At 36.6% G+C, this 21224-nt stretch carries 23 protein-coding genes and 4 pseudogenes; 23 read left to right on the top strand and 4 right to left on the bottom strand.

Features of this window, described 5'->3' with window-relative positions:
- Positions 1 to 22: 22 nt before the first annotated feature.
- From MJY40_RS11670 to MJY40_RS11645, 6 genes and pseudogenes are all read left to right on the top strand, one after another.
- A pseudogene (locus tag MJY40_RS11670) lies at positions 23 to 307 on the top strand (DNA cytosine methyltransferase); the annotation flags it as partial.
- 257 nt (positions 308 to 564) lie between these two features.
- Complete coding sequence (locus MJY40_RS11665; protein WP_331488174.1) at positions 565 to 831, top strand: hypothetical protein; 267 nt, start codon at positions 565 to 567, stop codon at positions 829 to 831.
- 273 nt (positions 832 to 1104) lie between these two features.
- Positions 1105 to 1713, top strand: coding sequence for a recombinase family protein (locus MJY40_RS11660; protein ID WP_317854411.1), 609 nt, complete (start codon positions 1105 to 1107; stop codon positions 1711 to 1713).
- 397 nt (positions 1714 to 2110) lie between these two features.
- Entirely contained in the window at positions 2111 to 2311 is a 201-nt protein-coding gene (locus MJY40_RS11655; RefSeq protein ID WP_317854410.1) for a hypothetical protein, read from the top strand.
- Positions 2312 to 2350: 39 nt separating this feature from the next.
- Positions 2351 to 2503 carry a hypothetical protein gene (locus MJY40_RS11650; RefSeq protein WP_317854409.1) on the top strand — a complete coding sequence of 51 codons (153 nt, stop codon included), beginning with the start codon at positions 2351 to 2353 and terminating at the stop codon, positions 2501 to 2503.
- 355 nt (positions 2504 to 2858) lie between these two features.
- A protein-coding gene (locus tag MJY40_RS11645) for an IS3 family transposase (protein WP_317853734.1) occupies positions 2859 to 3970 on the top strand; the annotation gives its coding sequence in 2 pieces (ribosomal slippage) (positions 2859 to 3111 and positions 3111 to 3970; 1113 coding nt in all).
- Between the two features lie 28 nt (positions 3971 to 3998).
- Here MJY40_RS11645 and MJY40_RS11640 read toward each other — a convergent pair.
- Positions 3999 to 4730: pseudogene (locus MJY40_RS11640) on the bottom strand (IS1634 family transposase); the annotation flags it as partial.
- Between the two features lie 182 nt (positions 4731 to 4912).
- Between MJY40_RS11640 and MJY40_RS15585 the strand changes: the two are divergent.
- The 7 genes from MJY40_RS15585 (at position 4913) to MJY40_RS11605 (ending at position 9902) form a co-directional block, all read left to right on the top strand.
- Positions 4913 to 5062 (top strand): putative holin-like toxin, encoded by a 150-nt coding sequence (locus MJY40_RS15585; RefSeq protein ID WP_317854407.1) that lies wholly within the window; start codon positions 4913 to 4915, stop codon positions 5060 to 5062.
- Positions 5063 to 5240: 178 nt separating this feature from the next.
- On the top strand, positions 5241 to 5723 hold the full coding sequence (locus tag MJY40_RS11630) for a hypothetical protein (RefSeq protein WP_317854406.1): 483 nt from the start codon (positions 5241 to 5243) through the stop codon (positions 5721 to 5723).
- Positions 5724 to 5978: 255 nt separating this feature from the next.
- Complete coding sequence (locus tag MJY40_RS11625; protein ID WP_317854405.1) at positions 5979 to 7580, top strand: VirB4 family type IV secretion system protein; 1602 nt, start codon at positions 5979 to 5981, stop codon at positions 7578 to 7580.
- Between the two features lie 258 nt (positions 7581 to 7838).
- Positions 7839 to 8060, top strand: a complete 222-nt coding sequence (locus MJY40_RS11620; RefSeq protein ID WP_317854404.1) for a hypothetical protein — start codon at positions 7839 to 7841, stop codon at positions 8058 to 8060.
- The gene (locus MJY40_RS15650) at positions 8060 to 9016 is read left to right on the top strand and encodes a C40 family peptidase (protein WP_317854403.1); all 957 of its coding nucleotides are present in this window, start codon (positions 8060 to 8062) and stop codon (positions 9014 to 9016) included. Before MJY40_RS11620 ends, MJY40_RS15650 begins: the two co-directional genes overlap by 1 nt.
- Positions 9017 to 9103: 87 nt before the next feature.
- The gene (locus MJY40_RS11610; protein ID WP_317854402.1) at positions 9104 to 9532 is read left to right on the top strand and encodes a DUF3846 domain-containing protein; all 429 of its coding nucleotides are present in this window, start codon (positions 9104 to 9106) and stop codon (positions 9530 to 9532) included.
- A 121-nt stretch (positions 9533 to 9653) separates the two neighbouring features.
- On the top strand, positions 9654 to 9902 hold the full coding sequence (locus tag MJY40_RS11605) for a DUF6103 family protein (RefSeq protein ID WP_317854401.1): 249 nt from the start codon (positions 9654 to 9656) through the stop codon (positions 9900 to 9902).
- Between the two features lie 78 nt (positions 9903 to 9980).
- Here the strand turns inward: MJY40_RS11605 and MJY40_RS11600 are convergent.
- From MJY40_RS11600 to MJY40_RS11590, 3 genes and pseudogenes are all read right to left on the bottom strand, one after another.
- A pseudogene (locus MJY40_RS11600) lies at positions 9981 to 10252 on the bottom strand (type II toxin-antitoxin system YafQ family toxin).
- Complete coding sequence (locus MJY40_RS11595; protein ID WP_317854400.1) at positions 10239 to 10508, bottom strand: type II toxin-antitoxin system RelB/DinJ family antitoxin; 270 nt, start codon at positions 10506 to 10508, stop codon at positions 10239 to 10241. Before MJY40_RS11595 ends, MJY40_RS11600 begins: the two are co-directional and overlap by 14 nt.
- A gap of 465 nt (positions 10509 to 10973) precedes the next feature.
- Complete coding sequence (locus tag MJY40_RS11590) at positions 10974 to 12149, bottom strand: IS110 family RNA-guided transposase (RefSeq protein WP_317854399.1); 1176 nt, start codon at positions 12147 to 12149, stop codon at positions 10974 to 10976.
- A gap of 314 nt (positions 12150 to 12463) precedes the next feature.
- Here MJY40_RS11590 and MJY40_RS11585 point away from each other — a divergent pair, with 314 nt between their 5' ends.
- From MJY40_RS11585 to MJY40_RS11540, 10 genes and pseudogenes are all read left to right on the top strand, one after another.
- Positions 12464 to 13915, top strand: coding sequence for a reverse transcriptase domain-containing protein (locus tag MJY40_RS11585; RefSeq protein WP_465221467.1), 1452 nt, complete (start codon positions 12464 to 12466; stop codon positions 13913 to 13915).
- 151 nt (positions 13916 to 14066) lie between these two features.
- Positions 14067 to 14162, top strand: a pseudogene (locus MJY40_RS11580) (Maff2 family mobile element protein); the annotation flags it as partial.
- An 11-nt stretch (positions 14163 to 14173) separates the two neighbouring features.
- A complete protein-coding gene (locus tag MJY40_RS11575; protein WP_317854398.1) occupies positions 14174 to 15040 on the top strand; it encodes a VirB6/TrbL-like conjugal transfer protein, CD1112 family in 867 nt (288 codons plus the stop codon).
- A gap of 24 nt (positions 15041 to 15064) precedes the next feature.
- Positions 15065 to 15847 (top strand): DUF3849 domain-containing protein, encoded by a 783-nt coding sequence (locus tag MJY40_RS11570; protein WP_317854397.1) that lies wholly within the window; start codon positions 15065 to 15067, stop codon positions 15845 to 15847.
- Positions 15848 to 16225 carry a PrgI family protein gene (locus tag MJY40_RS11565; RefSeq protein ID WP_317854396.1) on the top strand — a complete coding sequence of 126 codons (378 nt, stop codon included), beginning with the start codon at positions 15848 to 15850 and terminating at the stop codon, positions 16223 to 16225. It begins immediately after the preceding gene.
- Entirely contained in the window at positions 16197 to 17714 is a 1518-nt protein-coding gene (locus MJY40_RS11560) for a VirB4-like conjugal transfer ATPase, CD1110 family (protein WP_317854395.1), read from the top strand. The genes MJY40_RS11565 and MJY40_RS11560 overlap by 29 nt, the downstream gene beginning before the upstream one ends.
- 32 nt (positions 17715 to 17746) lie before the next feature.
- Positions 17747 to 19582 (top strand): recombinase family protein, encoded by a 1836-nt coding sequence (locus MJY40_RS11555; protein WP_317854394.1) that lies wholly within the window; start codon positions 17747 to 17749, stop codon positions 19580 to 19582.
- A 5-nt stretch (positions 19583 to 19587) separates the two neighbouring features.
- Positions 19588 to 19878, top strand: coding sequence for a DUF6809 family protein (locus tag MJY40_RS11550; protein WP_317854393.1), 291 nt, complete (start codon positions 19588 to 19590; stop codon positions 19876 to 19878).
- A gap of 12 nt (positions 19879 to 19890) precedes the next feature.
- A complete protein-coding gene (locus MJY40_RS11545; RefSeq protein WP_317854392.1) occupies positions 19891 to 20028 on the top strand; it encodes a hypothetical protein in 138 nt (45 codons plus the stop codon).
- Between the two features lie 60 nt (positions 20029 to 20088).
- Positions 20089 to 21200 (top strand): IS3 family transposase gene (locus MJY40_RS11540; protein ID WP_317853734.1). Its coding sequence is split into 2 segments (ribosomal slippage): positions 20089 to 20341 and positions 20341 to 21200, totalling 1113 coding nucleotides; the frame shifts between segments, so codons are not numbered across the junction.
- The last annotated feature ends 24 nt before the right edge of the window (positions 21201 to 21224 follow it).

Below are 21224 nucleotides of genomic sequence, written 5' to 3'. Positions count from 1 at the left end.
TGGTATCGAAAGAGAAATGACAATGGGTTCATTATTTGATGGGATTGGTGGCTTTCCACTTGCTGCCATAAGAAATGGAATCAAGCCTATTTGGGCATCGGAAATTGAAAAATTCCCAATGGAAGTGACGAAAATACACTTTCCAGATATGGTGCATCTGGGGGATATTACAAAACTGGATGGAGCAAAAATACCGCCTGTGGACTTGGTTTGTGGAGGGAGTCCTTGTCAAGATGTCAGCCTTGCAGGTGCTAGAAAAGGCTTGGCTGGTGAGCGTTCAGGATTGTTTATGGAACAAATACGAGTATAAGGTGTCGTAAGCCTGCCCCACTCGGTTTTGGAATGAAATTCTTCTCTCTAGACTGCGTTGTCGTCAATCATCGTACCTTTGGGTACGCTTCAATCCTCCGCCTTGCTAGAAAAAAGAATTTTCATCCCAAAACTGCTTGCATCCTCAGCGAAAAATAAATAGAGAATTTTTGGTGCATCCGAAGTCGCCATAGCCGAAGCTATTTCGGCTGAGGATAAGCCGGAAAGGCTCATTTATTTTCGTTGAGGACGAGTGTGGCAGACTTTCGACACCTTAAAAAAGAAATGAGGGATGCGGATGAAAAACGAGGAAATGCAGCTGAATTTATTCGACCAAGATATATGCTCTGGGAAAACGTCATGGGTGTGTTCTCATCCCAAAGTGGCGAAGATTTCAAGGCGGTCTTGGAAGAAACGTGCAAAATTGCTGACAGCACCATATTTATACCTAGACCTGAGGGAGGGGTATGGAAATCTGCTGGGTCATTTTGGGATGGGAATATAATGATTTTTGCATTTTAAGGAAATATCGAAAATTCTAATTGCCAAAGCTAGTGAGAAGTAAAGTTTGATAAAAATCATTACAGAGTTTATTAGACAAACTTTGGTAAGCATTTTTTATATGATATATTAATATAAAGCAAGAAAAAAGTTTGTGAGTTATTGGTCAATGAAGATGGAGTCAGTTGACTATAGACAGTCTTGTGTGAAGCTAGTAGTTAAAAGCAAGGATGAATTGAAAGATAGGATAATAAGATTGTTGCTTTTGTAGGAAAATGAAAAACAGGAGGAAAGATGATTGATATTTATGGATATGTACGTGTTTCAAGTACAGACCAAAACGAAGATAGGCAGATGATAGCATTAAAAAATATAGATGTACCGCTTAAGAATATTTTTATAGATAAACAGAGTGGTAAAGATTTTAAGCGTAAGAACTATCAAAAACTACTTGAAAAACTAAAAAGTGGTGATTTGCTATACATAAGTAGCATCGACCGTTTGGGACGGAATTACGAGGAAATACAAAAGCAATGGCGAATACTTACAAAGGAAATTGCCATTGATATTTGTGTACTTGATATGCCGCTTCTTGATACAAGAAACGGTAAAGACCTTATGGGTACATTTATAGCGGATTTGGTATTACAAATATTATCATTTGTAGCACAGAATGAACGTGAGAATATTAAGAAACGTCAAGCAGAGGGTATTGCTGCTGCTAAAACAAGAGGTGTTAAGTTTGGCAGACCTGAAAAAACTGTTCCAAATGAGTTCGCAAAATTGGCGAAAGAATGGGAACAGAAAAAAATTACACTTGAGCAAGTCCTTGAAAAATGCGATATAAGCGAAGCTACTTTTTATCGCAGACTTAGAGAACTTAGACTAATAAATGGAAAGTAGCTATCAAAAGGTAAACTTTTTGATAGCTACTTGTATTTATTCAAATATAATATAGAAATTGTTAAACGTCAAGGATTTTCAAGATTTTTGATAGATTCAACTGTAATTTTTTGTTTGACACAAGTAGGTAAGAATCTATTTTACATCACTCCAGAATTATCAAAAAGTTTACATTTTGATAATTCTGGGAAGGAGAGATTAATATGGCAAGCACACGTTGGATACCGGTGTGTCAATGGTGTGGAAAACAGGGTTCTATCACAAATAGTGCAAATGAATTTCCGCCAAGATCTACACCACGTATACAAGGGAAATGTCCTAGTCACCCATCAGGTGATAAAAATGCGAATCATGCACCACAATGGGAAAAACGATAATTTAACAAGGGGGAATTAATATGGGTTTTTTGGATGGATTAGCTAAAGCAGGAAAAGCTGCTTATGATGTGACGGCAAGCAAATTGGAAAGAGTACAAGAATACAAGGATGAATATGCTAGTCTTAGCGACGAACAATTAATGCGAAAATATAAAAGTTCTACAGGTGAACGGAAATATGCTTGCAAGTTGCTTTTACAGGAACGTGGTTATGGAAATTAAAATACAAAGAGCATTTTCTAAAAGTAAAGGTGGTTAACGATGATATATTTAATTTATGCAGTTGTTTTACTTGTATATTGGTTTTGCCCCAAATATATGCAAGTAGTTATGCTGATAGCAAACCTTTTTATTCCAGATTCTGTACCAGTTATTGATGAAGTTATTATGGTTGCTGGTTTGTTAAAGGGCTAAGGTGTTAAGATAATCCTGTACAGCCCTGAATTACAATCTCAGTGGTTTACTTTCATGTCATAAAAAATAACTGATGATTTTTTGTATTGTCTGTATTATTTGCCGATTACAATCAAAATATCCTTGTGAATTTTGCAATTAGAGATGTACAGTATTATCTTAATAATATCAATAATTGTCTATATTATTGAAAGTTATATTTGAGATTATTTTTAAATATACTACATAAGTTCTGACCTGTTTTATGGGACAGAACTTTTTTTATTACATCTTTGATTGGAATGGCTATACTTAACTAGACAGAAAAGATAAGGTCATGTAAAATAAAACTAATATAAAATAAGGAGATGATTACATGACTAAAAAACGACAACGAAGAGAATTTACAGAAGAATTTAAACAGCAGATGGTTCAATTATATAACAACGGAAAATCGAAAGCAGATATCAATCGTGAATACGATTTAACACCATCGGCACTGAATCGCTGGATACAGCGTTACAATGCTACTGGTTCTACAAAAGAAGCTGATAATCGCACACCAGAAGAAGCTGAACTCATCAAACTTCGTAAAGAGCTACAACAGCTACGAATGGAAAATGACATACTAAAGCAAGCGGCGCTGATATTCGGACGAAAGTAATTGTAATTCGAGCAAATCGACACAAATACTCTATATCAGCCATGTGTAAATGCCTTGAAATCAGCAGGAGTACCTACTATTACGAGGCTTCGTCCAAGAAAGATGATACGGAATTAGAACAAGAAATTGAACGGATTTTTTATGAAAATAAAGAAGTCTACGGAAGTCGTAAAATGAAAAAAGAGCTGAAGAAGTTGGGCAAACAGGTTTCTAGACGCAGAATTTGCCGCATTATGAAACGTTTAGGGCTAATTTCGGTCTATACCGTTGCCAAGTTCAAACCACAAAAGCAACAATGCAATGAGTCGCCAGTAAAAAACGAACTAGCTCGTCAATTTGATAACCAGCCTCCCAATGCAGTAATTGTTGGGGATTTGACGTATGTTCGAGTGAACTATAAATGGAACTATGTTTGTATCTTAATTGATTTATTCAACCGAGAAATCGTTGGATTTAGTGCAGGACTTCACAAAAATGCTCAGTTGGTATATGATGCTTTTGCAACAATCAAAGGGAATTTATCTGAAATCGAGTTGTTCCATACGGATCGAGGCAGCGAGTTTAAAAACTATCTCATTGATGAAATGTTAGATGTGTTTCAGATCAAACGATCCCTCAGCATGAAGGGCTGCCCCTATGATAATGCAGTTGCAGAAGCCAATTTCAAGGTATTCAAAACAGAATTTGTTCGAGGACGAAATTTCGTCAGTTTGGAGCAATTGAAGTTAGAACTTGCAGACTATGTGCATTGGTTCAATAACATACGTTTGCATGGCTCTTTGGATTATAGAACACCAGCCGAATATCGGGTACTGACCTTATAAAAATTGTCCAAAAAAGTGTTGACATTCCACTTCCAGGATAATCCTCACAAAACAGAGGCTCTCTATTCGTTCTATCGTAGGCGATAGCATGATTAATAATCGGTTTATCATCCCCCGTTTTCGAATGTCCAAACTCTGCCAAATCTATATCACCTGCCTGACAGGTCATGTTAGTAGAATCATACGATATGTAAATCTGTTCCCTATGATTACGTGACGCATTCCATTCATTCAGAAATCCAACACTTTGATTTATTGTGATTTCACTAAGAAAATCAGATACTTTACTATCACTATAAATATGCATATCAGATGTAAAGAGCGGATGGTTATAAGCGTAGTCTGGATAATATTGTGCTGCGTTATTTTCTGCAATAATAGAGTATGTAACTAAATCCAAAAACAGATCCTCATTTTTACCAAGGATACGCTTTAGCATCGTATCAAGTTCATAGTCTTTAATAATCTTCTGTATCATCAAATATGAACCTATCCGAAGACAACAACTTCTTTTACTACGATCCTTTTTATCTGGTAGTTCTTTATCCGGAAAATATTTTAGATAGTTTGCATTGGGATACATTTTTTCAATATCCTCCTCGCATCGTCTCCCTATTGTAGTTCGTTTCGGAATCGTATATTGTTTTTCAGGTTTATATATTCGGTCATATTCATAATTAATGTACGTTACATCTTTTATCTTTTTCCTTGTGATTTTCCCCTTGCTCTCAGGTATTTCTACTGTAAAATCAAAGTACATACGCTCTCCTTTCTTAGTGAGTATACCCACTAAGAATAGTATACACTAAAAGCCCAGAAAAATCAATAGATTTGCCGATTTTACTGGACTTTATTGGGTTTTGTTTTTATTTAGTGTCAAAATTTCAGGAAGTTGAGATAGAGTGTAGAAATAAGTATAAAATTGTTCACATTTAGAACTTAATGTGGTATAATGAAAAATGGAATCGTGAATGGGTAGTCGCCTCCTTTAACAAGGAAGAGGGGGTGATGTGCATGTCAGTATTTGAAGCAATTATGTTAATGTTAACATTTGGTTTATTACTTATTGCACTGCTCTCTTACATAAATTAGTAAGAGAAATAAAAAAGCTACCCTTCTAAGATCTTGACCGGATTTTAAGGTAGCTTAAAGAATGTTGAGGTTGACTGCTCTGCAGCGATTCCCCTTGTTTAATAAGAGTATACCACCAATTCTGAAAAAAATCAAATACTATTTTATTTCTAACACCTAATTGTAGGTGTTTTTTATTTTGCAACCAGACAACTTAGCAGTGCTTTCAGAAGGAGCAGTGCATACAAAAATACGCAATCTAACAGCAATTTTGAAATCTTTAGATGGCTTGGAGATGGCTTGTATCAATTCCAGAGAGAACTTTGACAGCAACAAGCATTTTTATAAGCAACGCATTTCGGAAGAAAAAAGCCTGAAAGTTCGTGAGATTTTGGAACAGGAATTGACCTATCTGGATCGTGTGCAAGTGCAGATGGCATCGGCAAGGGAGTTCTTGTTGGTGGCAAGGGCGAAGAATAGCCAAGAAGAAGTTTTAGCGGTGATTGGCAGAGTGGAAAAGCTGTTGAAAGACAATGGGTTCAATGGACGATTGGCTAGAAAAGAGGATTTGAAACGAATTTTATCGGTTTATTTCATTCAAAATATCACCCAAGTGTACTTTGATGATATAGATGGAGAGCGATATGTGAAAGAAGGGGTAAGTCACCCACATATAATCTGAACCACGGTTTTTAAGACTTACAACTTCTGATAACTGCGTTATCGTCAATCATTGTACCTTTGGGTACAACTCAATCCTCTGCCTTGTTCTCATTTGTTGTAAGACTGAAAAACTTCTGCGAACAAAAATCCTCTTATTTTGATGAATTTCGATGAAGAGGAGGAAGGCATAGCCAAAGCTCTGGTGACGACGATGAAGAAGAAAGTCGCAAAATAAGAGGATTTTTGCGGGTTCAGACTATATGGGGGTGACTAAATGAAAATCAGTAAAATCAAGAAAAACAAGTTGCTATTGCCAAAAACAGAAAGAGAAAAAGAAGAAGCCAAGGTCAAAGATTTTTTGGATATGTGTAGTCCATCGGTGTTGCGATTTTACCATGATTATTACATCTGTGGTAGCAGTTTTCGTTCTGTCTGGGCAATCAGTCACTATCCATCAGAAACCAATGAACAAGCCATTTTGCAACATCTGGGGGAGCGTTCAGGTGTGACAATCCATATTTACACAAGGCACGTCACATCGGCAGAAGAACGAAAAATCATTCAAAATGCAGCCAACAAAAATCAACTGGAACGCTCCACAGGGGATATGCAAAGCACCGTTGTGGCAGAAAGCAATCTCCAAAGTGTATCCAATCTCATTGCGCAACTTCATAGGGATCGTGAACCTTTGATTCATTGTGCAGTGTATATTGAAATTTCAGCACCATCACACGAGAAATTGAAAGAGATGCAATCCGATGTAGAAGCAGAACTGACACGTTCCAAACTTTCCTGTGATAAGCTTTTTTTGCGACAACAAGAAGGCTTTCAATCGGTGAAACCTTGCGGACACAATGACTTTCATGAAAAGTATGAAAGGGTGTTGCCAGCAACTAGTGTGGCAAATACCTATCCGTTCAATTATTCTGGAAAGGCTGACGAAAAGGGTTTCTATATTGGAAATGATAAGTATGGCTCAAATTTATTCATAGATTTTCAGAAACGAAGCGAGGACAAAACCAATGCCAATGTGTTGATTTTGGGGAATTCAGGACAAGGAAAATCCTATCTGATGAAGATTTTGATGACCAATATGCGACTCAGTGGTATGGACATCATTTGCTTGGATGCAGAATCAGAGTATGTGGATTTGACAGAAAATCTGGATGGGCAATATCTTGATTTGACCAGTGGGGAGTTTATCATCAACGTACTTGAGCCAAAAGCTTGGGATGATGGCGAAAACATCTTACCTCGTCATATTTCCTTTTTGCGTGATTTTTTCCGTTCTTACAAAGAGTTTACTACAGCAGAGATTGACATTTTGGAGATTTTGTTAGAAGAATTATATGATAATTTTGGTATCAATGAGGATAGCTTGATGAAGAAAATGAGTGGCAATGATTTTCCCATTCTTTCTGATTTATACAAACTGGCAGAGGGGAAGTTGAACATCTATCAGAATGACCGAGGAAATATCTATACCAAAGAAACCTTGCGAAATCTATGCTTGAAAATCAAATCCATTTGCATCGGTGCAGATAGCAAGTTTTTTGATGGGCATACCAATATCAAAAATCATAAATTCATTACATTTGGGGTGAAAGGAATCCTCGAAGCTGACGAAAGTATTCGCAATGTTATGCTGTTCAATGTGCTTTCCTATATGTCAGATGCACTGCTATCCAAAGGGAATACAGCTGCATTTTTGGATGAGTTGTATCTGTTTTTGTCAAATGTAACTGCCATTGAATATATCAGAAATGCAATGAAGCGAGTGCGAAAAAAGGAAAGTGCTGTGATTATCGCAAGTCAAAATGTTGACGATTTCAATCAGCCAAATATCAAAGAAATGACAAAACCACTTTTTGCTTAGCCATGCCCCCATAATCCGAACCCGCAAAAATCCTCTTATTTTGCGACTTTCTTCTTCATCGTCGTCATCAGAGCTGCGGCTATGACTTCCTCCTCTTCATTGAAATTCATCAAAATAAGAGGGTTTTTGTTCGCAGAAGTTTTTCAGCACTACAACAAATGAGAACAAGGCAGACGATTGAAGCGTACCTGAAGGTACGGTGATTGAGGATAACGCAGTTATCAGACGTTGTAAGGCTAAAAAACCGTGGTTGGGATTATGGGGGAATGGCTACCAACCCATCAGTTTTTGTTCTTTCCAGGGAATATCTCCAAAAAAGAATATATGGAAATGTTGCAACTGGAAGAATGTTTGTATGACTTGATTGGCTATCCAGCGAGGGGTGTTTGCGTGTTTCGTCATGGTGCAGACGTATACCATTTGGTTGTAAAGTGTCAGAAATATAAAGAAAGATTGTTTGGAACTGCAGGTGGTCGCTGATGAAAGTGGCACTTCTGAAGAAAGCCATTGCAACAGCTTTGTCAGATGAACGATTGCGAAATGGGATACTTTCTCTAATAGTTGGTGCTGTCATTTGCCTGTTATTGCCACTGCTTTTGCTGGTTTCTATCGTCAATATAGAAGCAAACTATAGCCGTGAAGTGGCAAAAATTGTATTCCAACAAGAAGAAATACCTGAAGATTTTCCAGAAGAACACGTTGTATATATCGAAGAAATGCAAGAACAATTTTTGATTTTGGATGAAGTAATAGAAGAACAAACAGTGGAAGATATAGAAGGACTTGATGACTTACAAATCAAGTCTTATTTTTATGTTTTGTATTTTGGGAAAGAAGATTTGGAGTTTGCAGAATCATTCTATCAAGAATTTGTAGAAGTTTTTGTGGAGAACGAAACCGACTTGGAGATACAGAATGAATTGGAAACATTGTTGGATATGGAGTTTACAGAAGATTTGGCAAATGACCAGAAAGAATTGTTTCTCTTTGTGAAGTATGGATACTCTGCAACATCAAATTTCAATGGCATTCCCAGTGAAGCCTTTGATGATGAAACCTTTGCCACATTGATGGGCGAAGCAACGAAATACATTGGTATGGCTTATGTTTGGGGTGGTAGTTCCCCTGTGACAGGATTCGATTGTTCAGGCTTTATTTGTTGGAGCTACACTCAATCTGGTGTATATCAACTGTCCAGAACAACAGCACAGGGAATTTATAACCAATGCACTAGTGTCGCAAAAGAGGATTTGCAACCGGGCGATTTGGTGTTTTTCACAGACACATATACATCGACAACTGATGTAACCCACGTTGGTATTTACGTTGGAGATAACCAGATGCTTCACTGTGGTGATCCCATTGGATATGAAAGTTTGAGCAACTCCTATTGGAAACAACATTTTTATGGCTATGGAAGATTAACCATGAGATAAACTCATGGAGTGAAAAATGAAAAGTGAATGGTGAAAAGTTAGAGTCAAAAGTACATTGAAAATCAAGTGGATTTAGGAGGAAACAATATGAAAATTTTAAAAGTAGAAGTGGGCAAAGAACCTTATGTCAAAGAAATTGAATCAGATTTGAAGTCATTGCAAAACGAAGTAGAAGGCTTAATCGAACCCATCTATATGGATGATGGCAACTTAATTATCGTCAATGAAGAAGGCAAAATCAATGGCATGGAACCCAATCGATGGCTGGGAGATACGGATATCATCTGTGGTCCATTCTTTGTTTGTGGTGATGATGGCGAGGAATTTGTATCCCTAAAAGAGGAAGATATTGAAAAGTATAGGGAGATGTTTTCTGAAATCCCCCAATTTACCATGCAAGAAAAACAACTGGAGCCAAGGGTAGAAATCTATGGTTTCAATCCAAAAGATACAGGGCAACACCCCACAACCCTAGACCACAATCTTTGTGGTTTATTTTCCCGTCACAACCACTAAAAATACTCGACGATATTTCCTATATCGCCTGCGTTTTTTTGTAATTTTGACGAAAAAATATCCGCACAAATCTTGCAATCAGGATTGTGCGGAATTGCCCTAGATTGGATGTGATAATTATATGAAGAAAACTAAAATCGTGTTGGAATTTGAAAAAGACAAACTGGATGCGTTGGTGTTCTATTTGCAGAAGAAGGAAGAAAAGCTAGAGAAAGAATTGGAAACTGTCATCGAGGAATTGTATCAAAAACGTGTGCCAGCTGTGACAAGGGAGTACTTGGAAAGTAGGATTGTAAGTGAGAGTAAGCCGAAGGATAAGGAAAAGAAAAATCTGGATAAAGGGACTCTGTTAGAAGATACAATCATGTGATGGAATTTTTTTAAACAAAAATACTACACACAAAATGGTAGGATGTACCATTCTATGTGTAGCATTAAGCGTTTGAATTTAAAATAAGTTGCTGTGTGAACCAGTACGAAGTAGGTATAGAATGAGTTCATCTTCATTTACTTCGTAGACCAATAACCAATCTGGTGTGATGTGACATTCTCTACAACCTGCATAATTGCCAACAAGTTATGGTCTTTATTTGCTGCTGGCAGTGGCTCTCTATTTGCCAATAAGTCTACGATAGTTTCTAGTTTATTTATGTCATATCCACGTTTTTTTATGGTTTTGAAGTCTTTTTTAAATGAATTTTGATATTTAATCGTCAGCATTCAAATCCTCCATAAGGTCTGCAACAGAGGAAAAACTGCGGCTTAAGCCGATACCATTTCTGGCATCTTCGATTGCTTGAAGCGTTTCAGAATTATATCCTCTTGAAACAGCAAAGGGGATTTGTTGCTCTCTGACAGCTTGTTTGGCAAATACGGTGAATGCGGTAGTTAAATTCATGCCCAAATCAGAAAAAAGTTCTTCCGCTTGTTTTTTTAGGCCTGCATCCATACGAATTGTGATATTTGTTGTAGCCATAAAATCAACTCCTTCTTTTTCAGTATATTCATTGTAATAGAAAATATGTGCGTTGTCAATACAATGCACAAAAACTGATGCAATGAATTTGTGTCAACGGTGTTGTCATAAATTGGTTTGCGTAAAATAGTGGTGATAACAGAAACTAGGCGATGTGTCCCCACTGTAGCCACTGTCAGCCATTTTGTTTCCCAAATGGAGTAACTGCCCCAATGAGAAGTGCAAACCGAAATTTGGGCGAATGGTGGCGAGGTGCAAAAAAAGAGGAAAGAAAGTTGAGGTGGTGCGTATGGTTTCATAATCAGAGATTTGCAGAGATTTTAGGTCTTTTTAAGAGTTGCAGCCGGCTATCAATTTGTCAACAGAAAAAATGGAAAAATAGAGAATAATTATGCAATAATTAAAATAGTAAAAATGGCATGAAAATTAAACCCTAAGCAGGGCTGGAATTTCAGAATATACAGGTTATTGCCGTAGGTAGTATGGTTTATTATCACGCAAAACTGCATATATAATATTTGTAAGTTTTCGTGTGACATGCCCAATGGCATTCATATACGGCTTTCCTTCGGATCGTTTTTGTTCAAAAAAGGTCTTTAAATTAGGTTCATACATTACAGCTAGGACAGAAGCTTGCCATATGGCACGCCTAAGATAAGGAGAACCACGTTTTGACATATGGTTATGGCTAGAATTAAATTCACCAGATTGCTTGACAGTTGGATCAATACCAGCGAAAGCTGCAAGTTTTGTTGCAGAAGAAAATCTTGAAACATCTCCGATTTCGCTGAGTATAATAGCAGCAGAAACGGGTCCAATTCCAGGAATGGTAGTAAGTTTACAATCAAACGTGTTATACAGCTGGACAATTTGTTTATCAATATCGGCGATTTGTTGTTCCATAAATTTGATGTGTTCGATATGCCCATTTAGTAAAATTTTAATGGACGTAATACCAATAATGATACCGAAAGAGTTTTGGGCAGCAGATTTAATTTGTTCGGCTTTATCTTTTTTGAATTTCTTGCGACTTGCAACAGAAATCATTTCTGTAAGTTTATCGGTATCGATGGCAAGAATATCCTCAGGTAACGGGCAGTTTTTCAGTATTTCCATAGAGGTAACACCGAATATATCTGAAAAAAGAGTTTCATATTCAGGGAAAACCTGATCTAATAAGCAAATTGTTTTTCTCTTAATATCGGAACATAAATCAACAATGTAACTTCTGGCACGGCATAGTTCACGAAGCTCAAAGTATTCGGATGCTTGTATTGAGCCTTCCGAGTAATGCCCGAAACGAATCACTTGGGCAATGATAAAGCTATCATGAGAGTCATTTTTAACTTGACGGATGTAAAGGTTACGTAGTGCATCAGATTGAATTGGATTAATAACTTTTGTTTCGAACCCCTGCTTTAGTAAGGCAGAATAAACAGCCAACCAATAGTGGCTCGTGGATTCCATAGCAAATATGAAATCAGATTTGTTTGTGCTTAGTTTTTCGGATTCGGATAGAAGTTTTTTAAATCCATCTAAATCATTTTTGAAGACAAATGCTTTGCGTACAATTTGACCATCACTATTGATAATGACAGCTTCATGTGAACGCTTTGCAATGTCAATACCAACAATAAACATTAGACACCTCCTAGGAATATTTACAGACAGTTCCTCAGTTCCATATAAGTTGCATCCTGCTTCGATATTAGAAGAAAGTCTAAAAAGACTCCTACATCCGGCTTATAAGCAATACTCTTATATGGCAGAGGGTTCAAACTGCATTGAGTGAACTGTTTGTCACAGGGATAATAGAAGAACACCTCTGTCTGTATAGATATATTTTACCAAACTCTAAGAGTTTAATAAACGAAATAATGGAAGTTAATTTGTATAATTATTCGGTTTTGATTCAAAATAACTGCTTACTTATAGTATAGCAGGTTTTAGAGCCAATATGTGAAGCAAAGTTTCATGAAAACTCACACGGCTTTAGACCAAACAGAAGTACCGAACACGCTATTGCACAGTGTTGTCGATATATGCAGATACAACATTTACATTATGTTGTAGATATTGATATACAAGGTTTCTTTGATAATGTATGTCACACAAAACTGATAAGGCAACTATGGCAAATGGGTATTCAAGACAAAAAACTTCTTTGTATCATCAAGGAAATGTTAAAAGCAAATATTGTTATGCCAAATGGCAAAACAGTTACGCCCACGAAAGGAACTCCACAAGGTGGTATTCTATCTCCACTATTATCGAATGTAGTATTAAACGAACTTGATTGGTGGATATCGTCACAATGGGAAACAATGCCTACACATTATCCTTATAAACAAAAAACAAATAAACAAGGTACAGAGATTAAAAATCACACTTACAGAGCGTTAAGACAGAGCAACCTGAAAGAAATGTATATCGTTAGATATGCAGATGACTTCAAGATATTTTGTCGCAACTATCATGATGCGAAACAAGCATATATTGCTGTTGTTAAGTGGTTACAAGATAGGTTGAAACTGGCTGTAAGTGAAGAGAAATCAACAATCACAGACTTGAAACAAAGGTATTCTGAATTTTTGGGTTTTAAGTTAAAAGTCAAGCCAAAGGGTAAAAAGTTTGTTGTACATTCTCACATGAGCGACAAGGCGGTTAAAAACGCAAAGAAAAGTATTTCTAAATGCGTAAAATCAATGAAAAGACCATCGAATGAGCGAGAGCAATACAAGGAGATTATCCAGTATAATGCAACCGTCGTCGGTCTACATAATTACTACCGCATAGCTACAAATGTGAGTTTGGATTTTGCTGATATTGCTTTTGATATTAAGAAGCAAATCAACAACAGACTGGATGTGAAAACAAATGGAACGTTAACAAAAGGATTTATCAAAGAACGATATGGAAAAAGTAAACAATTACGTTTTCTAAATGGACATCCACTCATACCTGTGGGATATGTTCAGACAAAGGACGCACAGCACAAGCGAAAAATCATCAACAAATATACGGTAGATGGTAGAGAATTTATCCATAAAAACCTACGCATTGACGTTGATACAATGCTATGGCTCATGCGACATCCAGTGCTTGATAAAAGCATTGAATTTGCAGATAATCGAATTTCACTATTTGCTGCTCAATATGGGAAATGTGCTGTTACAGGGGTTGTACTTCTACCCCATGACATTTACTGTCATCATAAAATACCACTTGAAAAAGGTGGTACAGATAGTTATGCAAATTTAGTCCTCATCACGGAAAGTATACACAAACTTATCCATGCCACAAAAGAAGATACAATCCAAAAATATTTAATCGAGCTTGGTTTAACGAGCAAGCAACTTGAGAAATGTAACAAACTCCGAACACAGGCAGAATTGCCTACAATTTAAACAAAATAATTTTGTTACGAAGTGTGTAAGTCTTAATTAAAACGTGAAAATCTTTCTTGTGATGGAACGCCGTGTGCGGTGAAAGTCGCATGCACGGTGTGAAGTGGGGGAAAATCTGGAGATTACTTCAAAGGATTACCTATCACTATCTGGTGCAAAATCACAAGGTATGAAACAACTTATGGCAGGTGGCGGTATTGCCCTTATCGGCACTACACTGGTACCATTGCTTTCTGGCTTGTTATAAGGTAAACGCTTATGGATTTTATCATCGACGCAATTAACGAATGGATCAAAACAATGCTCGTCGATGGAATCATGGGAAATCTAACAGGTTTATTTGACACCATCAATTCGGAAGTTTCAAGAATTGCGGGTCAAGTGGGAACGACACCATCGGCATGGAACGGTGGTGTCTTCTCCCTAATTCAAAATTTATCAGATACAGTGATAATGCCTATCGCTGGCATGATACTTACTTTTATCATGTGTCATGAATTGATACAAATGATAATTGAGAAAAACAATATGAATGATTTTCCACCATCTGATGTGTTCAAATGGATATTTAAAACCGTTATCGCTATAAGCATAGTCACCAATACATTTCCAATTATTATGGCAATATTTGATGTTGCACAAAGTGTTGTAAGTTCAGCAGGTGGTGTAATTCTTACTGACACAACAATTGGTGTAGATACGTTAGATAGTTTAGAAACAAGTTTAACTGCAATGGACATCGGTCCACTGTTAGGGTTATTTATTCAAAGTTTTCTTTTTGGATTGATTATGTGGGTACTTTCTGTCTGCATTTTTGTCATTGTCTATGGGAGAATGCTTGAAATCTATTTAATGGTATCTCTTGGAGCAATTCCCCTTGCGACATTTGGTAATAAGGAATGGAGTAGCATGGGACAAAATTATATTAAGTCTATCTGTGCATTAGCGTTTCAAGGATTTTTAATTATGGTGTGCATAGGCATTTATGCAGTGCTAATACAATCCATTGCTACTGATGGCGATCCAATCGGTGCTATATGGACTTGCATTATGTATACGGTGCTACTGTGCTTTACACTGTTTAAAACTGGAACTATGAGCAAACAAATTTTTAATGCTCATTAAATTTAGAAAACTGGAGGAAACCATATGATGGATACAAGACCTTTTTATCCTCATTCTTTTGAGGAAGCCAAAAGGAATAACGATATGGATAGTTATAAGCAGTCTACGCAGGCGAATATTGACTGCAAAAACGCTATTGAAACAATAATAAAAAACAATTATGACGGACAGCGTTTAGGCAAAGACCTTGCCAAACAAGTCATTGCAGATTTTGGCATTGATAGAACAGCCTACGTGCTTGCAAATACTGTAAAACATAAAGACCATGATGGTCGAATGTCTGCTGCCAATAAAGAATGGGCAAAAGAGATTTTTGTTCCACCTGATGAATTGGATGGAACAGATAGGAACACCTACTTTGTTGTGGGTTCTCACACAGGACTAACAGATTTATTTGTAAATCAGTTTAAACGAGAAGTCGCAAAACTAAATTTGTGGGATAAATCACAAGTAAACCCACCAACTAACTTAGACTTTGAGGGCAAAGTTATGGTGTTAAAGCCTACTTCTCTCAATGAAAAACATAAAACTCGTGATGAACAATTATTTTTACCCTTTGGAGGTTTTGGTTGTTCACCTACTGCCAGTGGTAGAACTGTTATGGGAACATTTTTAGTAGATGGCGAAAGAGCAAACTTTCAGCGTTCTGATTTTTTAGGAGAAGCAAAAAAAGAATTGTTGCCAGCATTTGCAATAGAAAAATTAGAAAAAGAAAAACGTCCCTCTGTTCTTAAAAAACTTCATGATAAAAAATCAGAAGTTACCACAAAGGATAAGCCACCGACCAAAGATAAGGAGGCACGATAAATGGCATATGTTTCTGTACCCAAAGACTTAAATGAAGTGAAAACAAAATTTATCTTCAATTTAACCAAACGACAATTATTCTGTTTTTCGCTAGGTGCATTTGTTGGAGTTCCTGTGTTTTTTCTACTCAAAGGGATACATTTAACTTTTGCAACGCTGATGATGGTAGCTGTTATGTTGCCATTTTTTATGCTTGCCATGTATCAAAAGCATGGGCAACCATTAGAAGTTATTTTAAAGCAAGTATACGAGGTGAAATTTGTAAAGCCTAAGATTAGACTGTATAGGGTGCAAAATTTCTATGCTCTGCTTGAAAAACAATACGATTACGAAAAGGAGGTTTACGATATTGTTTGCAAGAAAAAAACGAAAAAATGATGAAGCCGCAAGCCTTGCACCTGTAAATGTGAAACTCACAAAAGCAGAGAAAAAGCAAATTGCAGAAATCATGGCACGAAACACAAAAAACAAAAAAGAACAATCTGCTGGGGAAAGCATCCCCTATGAGCGACTATACCCAGATGGTATCTGTAAAGTGTCGGATACCTTTTATTCTAAAACAGTAATGTTTGAAGATATTAACTATCTTTTATCTGAAAAGGACGATAAGACTGCTATTTTCGATGGTTGGTGTGATTTTTTAAACTTCTTTGATCCACAGATAAATTTCCAATTATCCTTTTTAAACCTAACTGGAAACGAAAAGGTATTTGAAGAAAGCATTACCATTAAAGAGCAAGATGATGATTTTAACTCTATTCGTCATGAGTATAGTGATATGCTTCTTACGCAACTATCCAAAGGTAATAATGGTATCTTAAAACAAAAATATATCACCTTTGGGATTCACGCTAAAAGCTATAAAAAGGTAAAACCAAAACTTGAACGCATTGAAATTGAAGTGAAAAACAATTTGAAGCGTATGGGTGTCCGTTCTGTTACCTTAGATGGATTAGAGCGATTGAAACTATTTTACAGTATGCTCCACATGGACGAGAAAAACGAACTGCATTTCGACTGGAACTGGCTTGTACCCACTGGACTTTCCACGAAAGATTTTATTGCTCCATCTTCTTTTAATTTTGGAGATAGTAGGCAATTTAAAACAGGGGGCAGATTTGGTAGCGTTTCATTTTTGCATATCCTGTCCCCTGAAATCTCTGACAGAATACTGGCTGATTTTTTGGATATTGACGGAAACCAAAATATCACCATGCACGTTAAATCTATTGACCATATCAAAGCCATTAAAATGGTAAAGGCAAAGTTATCAGACCTTGAGCGTGTCAAGATTGATGAGCAGAAAAAAGCTGTAAAATCAGGCTATGACATGGATATTTTATCCTCTGATTTGGTATTATACATTGAAGATTTGAAAAGGCTTTTAAAAGATTTGCAAAGCAGAAACGAGCGACTTTTCTATTTTACACTGATGATTTTGCATACAGATACGCAGAAAGACAAACTGGAAAATACCGTATTTGCAGCAACAAGCCTTGCACAGAAAATGGGGTGTGTGCTGTATCGTCTTGATTATCAACAAGAGCAAGGGTTTATGTCCATGCTCCCACTGGGACAAAATCTAATTAAAATAAATCGAAGCATTAACACCACTGGTACAGCAGGTTTTATGCCATTTACAACTAGCGAACTGTTTCAAAAAGGAATGGGTGCATTATACTATGGCATCAATGCCCTTTCCAACAATTTGCTTATGGCGGATAGAAAACTTTTGAAAAATCCCAAAGGGCTGTATCATAAAAGAACGGAGGAACAATATATCACAAAGGCAACTATAATTTTCTTGTTTACACTAAGCGAATTAGAAAGAAAAAGAGTTCCTCAAAAGTCGCAAAAACAGTGTTAAATCAAGAAAACATTGCCGAAAGGAGGTAAATAATGAATACTAAGCTAACTATCCTCTACGAGAGATTAAGTCGAGAAGATGAACGAGAAACGGAAAGTATCTCTATTGAAAACCAAAAGGCATTTTTAGAAGATTATGCGAATCGAAACGGATTTACAAACATTCTTCATCTAACGGACGATGGTTTTAGTGGTACAAGGTGGGATAGACCGAGTTACCTAAAGTTAATTGATGAGGTAGAGCGTGGGAATGTAGGTGTCTGCATAGTAAAAGATATGTCTAGGATTGGTCGTGACCATTTGCGTGTTGGACTTCTATTAGAGCAGTTCAGAGAGTGTGGAGTGCGATTTATCGCTGTTAACGATAATGTTGACACAGACAAAGGTATGGACGATTTCACACCTTTTAGGAATATCATAAATGAGTGGGTAGCACGAGATACAAGCCGAAAAATCAGAACCATATTCAATGCAAGAACAGCACAAGGTAAACATGTTACTGGTGCATTGCCTTATGGCTACTTACATGACCCTAATGACCGTCAAAAATGGATTTTAGATGAAGTCGCTGCACCAATAGTAAAACGAATATTCAAAAGTGTAATTGAGGGTAAAACTCTATCACAAATAGCAAGCGAATTATCAGAAGAAAAGGTGCGTTGTCCTAATGCTCATTGGCAACACATCAAGGAATCCACAAGCAAAGGCAGACCAAGTGCAGACCCCTACAAATGGTCAATAGCAACAGTAATTGCTATCACAAAGAAACAAGAATATATGGGATTGAAAGTCTTAAACAAGACCACGAAAGAAAATTACAAGGCAAAGCGAAAGCCTACACCAAAAGAAGATTTAATCATCTTTAAGGATATGCACCCTATTATCGTAGACGAGGAAACTTGGACTATCGTGCAAAGGCTTAGACAGACAAGGCGAAGTACCAAAAAACTTGAAGGAACACCAAATCCACTAACTGGAGTTCTCTATTGTGCCGATTGTGGTGAAAAGATGTATCATAAAAAAGGTAGCACTGGCAGAGATAATAAGCCACATCACGAGTATGTATGTTCAAGCTATCGACACTATACACGTTCTTGTACTTGCCACTATATCAGAGTTGAAGTTGTAGAAAACTTGATACTCAATTCTATACAACGAGTAAGCAAGTATGTAAATGAAAATGAAGAAGAATTTCTAGCAAAAGTGCTTGAAGTTTCTGCAATCTCCCAAGAGGAAACTATAAAAACAAATCGTAAAAAAATAACCAATTCCAAACGCAGACGAGAAGATATTGGTAGTTTAGTAAAAAAATTATATGAAACTTATGCTGTAGGGAAAATACCCGAAGAACACTTTACCGATTTACTTGCAAGTTATCATACCGAGCAACAAAGTATTGATAGTGAAATAAAAAAACTTCAAGAAGAAATTGACCACTACAACACTGAAAGTGTGAAAGCAGATAAATTTATTGACCTTGTAAAAAGACATACAGAATTAAATGAGTTTACACCACTACTACTCAATGAATTTATTGAAAAAGTAATTGTATATGAGCCAGTAAAAGAAAATGGAAAAAGAGAGCAAAGAGTTGACATCTTTCTTAACTTTATAGGGCAGTTTGAACCACCATCACCCATAGAAGAAGCAGAACAAAAAAACACAAGCAAAAGATCGAGAGAGAGAAAGTTCAGATATGAAATGACGGAAGAAGAACAAGAAAATGAAAGGGCGATTGATAGAGTACGTTATGCAAAAAAAGTAGCTGGCAAAAAAGCAAAAGAAAAAGCAGAACGATTAGAAATTTTACAAGGCTCAAGATATGAAAATCTTGTAAAAGAAGAAATTCAAATTGGCAAAGGAGCGTGAACAAAATGGATAAAAACAGTATCTTCTATGCTCTCTATTACGGAGCAGTTGCCCCTTGGGAAAACAGCAACTTATTCTTATCAAAAGAGCATAAAGAAACTTTGGATATAGCCAATGACTTACAAGAAAAATTAACATCACAACTAGGTGACGAGAGTAAAAAATTGTTAGATGAATTTCTAAAAACCGATGCAAAAATAGGCAGTTTTTTTGAAGAAGAAAAGTTCAAAGATGGTTTTATCTTAGGTGCAAGGCTAATGATTGAAACACTAACCGACACACGATTTACAAAATAAGGAGCTGATACAATGGAACAAAGTATATTTGAAAAAACGGGTGGTACGTATATTAAAGTTGGTGATTATTATGTACCGAACTTAGGACAGTTTGAGGGTGAAAAAGAAACAGACGATAGACCTTTAGGTAAGTGGAATGGCTATACTTAACTAGACAGAAAAGATAAGGTCATGTAAAATAAAACTAATATAAAATAAGGAGATGATTACATGACTAAAAAACGACAACGAAGAGAATTTACAGAAGAATTTAAACAGCAGATGGTTCAATTATATAACAACGGAAAATCGAAAGCAGATATCAATCGTGAATACGATTTAACACCATCGGCACTGAATCGCTGGATACAGCGTTACAATGCTACTGGTTCTACAAAAGAAGCTGATAATCGCACACCAGAAGAAGCTGAACTCATCAAACTTCGTAAAGAGCTACAACAGCTACGAATGGAAAATGACATACTAAAGCAAGCGGCGCTGATATTCGGACGAAAGTAATTGTAATTCGAGCAAATCGACACAAATACTCTATATCAGCCATGTGTAAATGCCTTGAAATCAGCAGGAGTACCTACTATTACGAGGCTTCGTCCAAGAAAGATGATACGGAATTAGAACAAGAAATTGAACGGATTTTTTATGAAAATAAAGAAGTCTACGGAAGTCGTAAAATGAAAAAAGAGCTGAAGAAGTTGGGCAAACAGGTTTCTAGACGCAGAATTTGCCGCATTATGAAACGTTTAGGGCTAATTTCGGTCTATACCGTTGCCAAGTTCAAACCACAAAAGCAACAATGCAATGAGTCGCCAGTAAAAAACGAACTAGCTCGTCAATTTGATAACCAGCCTCCCAATGCAGTAATTGTTGGGGATTTGACGTATGTTCGAGTGAACTATAAATGGAACTATGTTTGTATCTTAATTGATTTATTCAACCGAGAAATCGTTGGATTTAGTGCAGGACTTCACAAAAATGCTCAGTTGGTATATGATGCTTTTGCAACAATCAAAGGGAATTTATCTGAAATCGAGTTGTTCCATACGGATCGAGGCAGCGAGTTTAAAAACTATCTCATTGATGAAATGTTAGATGTGTTTCAGATCAAACGATCCCTCAGCATGAAGGGCTGCCCCTATGATAATGCAGTTGCAGAAGCCAATTTCAAGGTATTCAAAACAGAATTTGTTCGAGGACGAAATTTCGTCAGTTTGGAGCAATTGAAGTTAGAACTTGCAGACTATGTGCATTGGTTCAATAACATACGTTTGCATGGCTCTTTGGATTATAGAACACCAGCCGAATATCGGGTACTGACCTTATAAAAATTGTCCAAAAAAGTGTTGACA

This window comes from Chakrabartyella piscis (assembly GCA_030067835.1).
Taxonomy (GTDB): domain Bacteria; phylum Bacillota; class Clostridia; order Lachnospirales; family Anaerotignaceae; genus Chakrabartyella; species Chakrabartyella piscis.
This window is presented reverse-complemented; position numbering and strand designations above follow the sequence as displayed.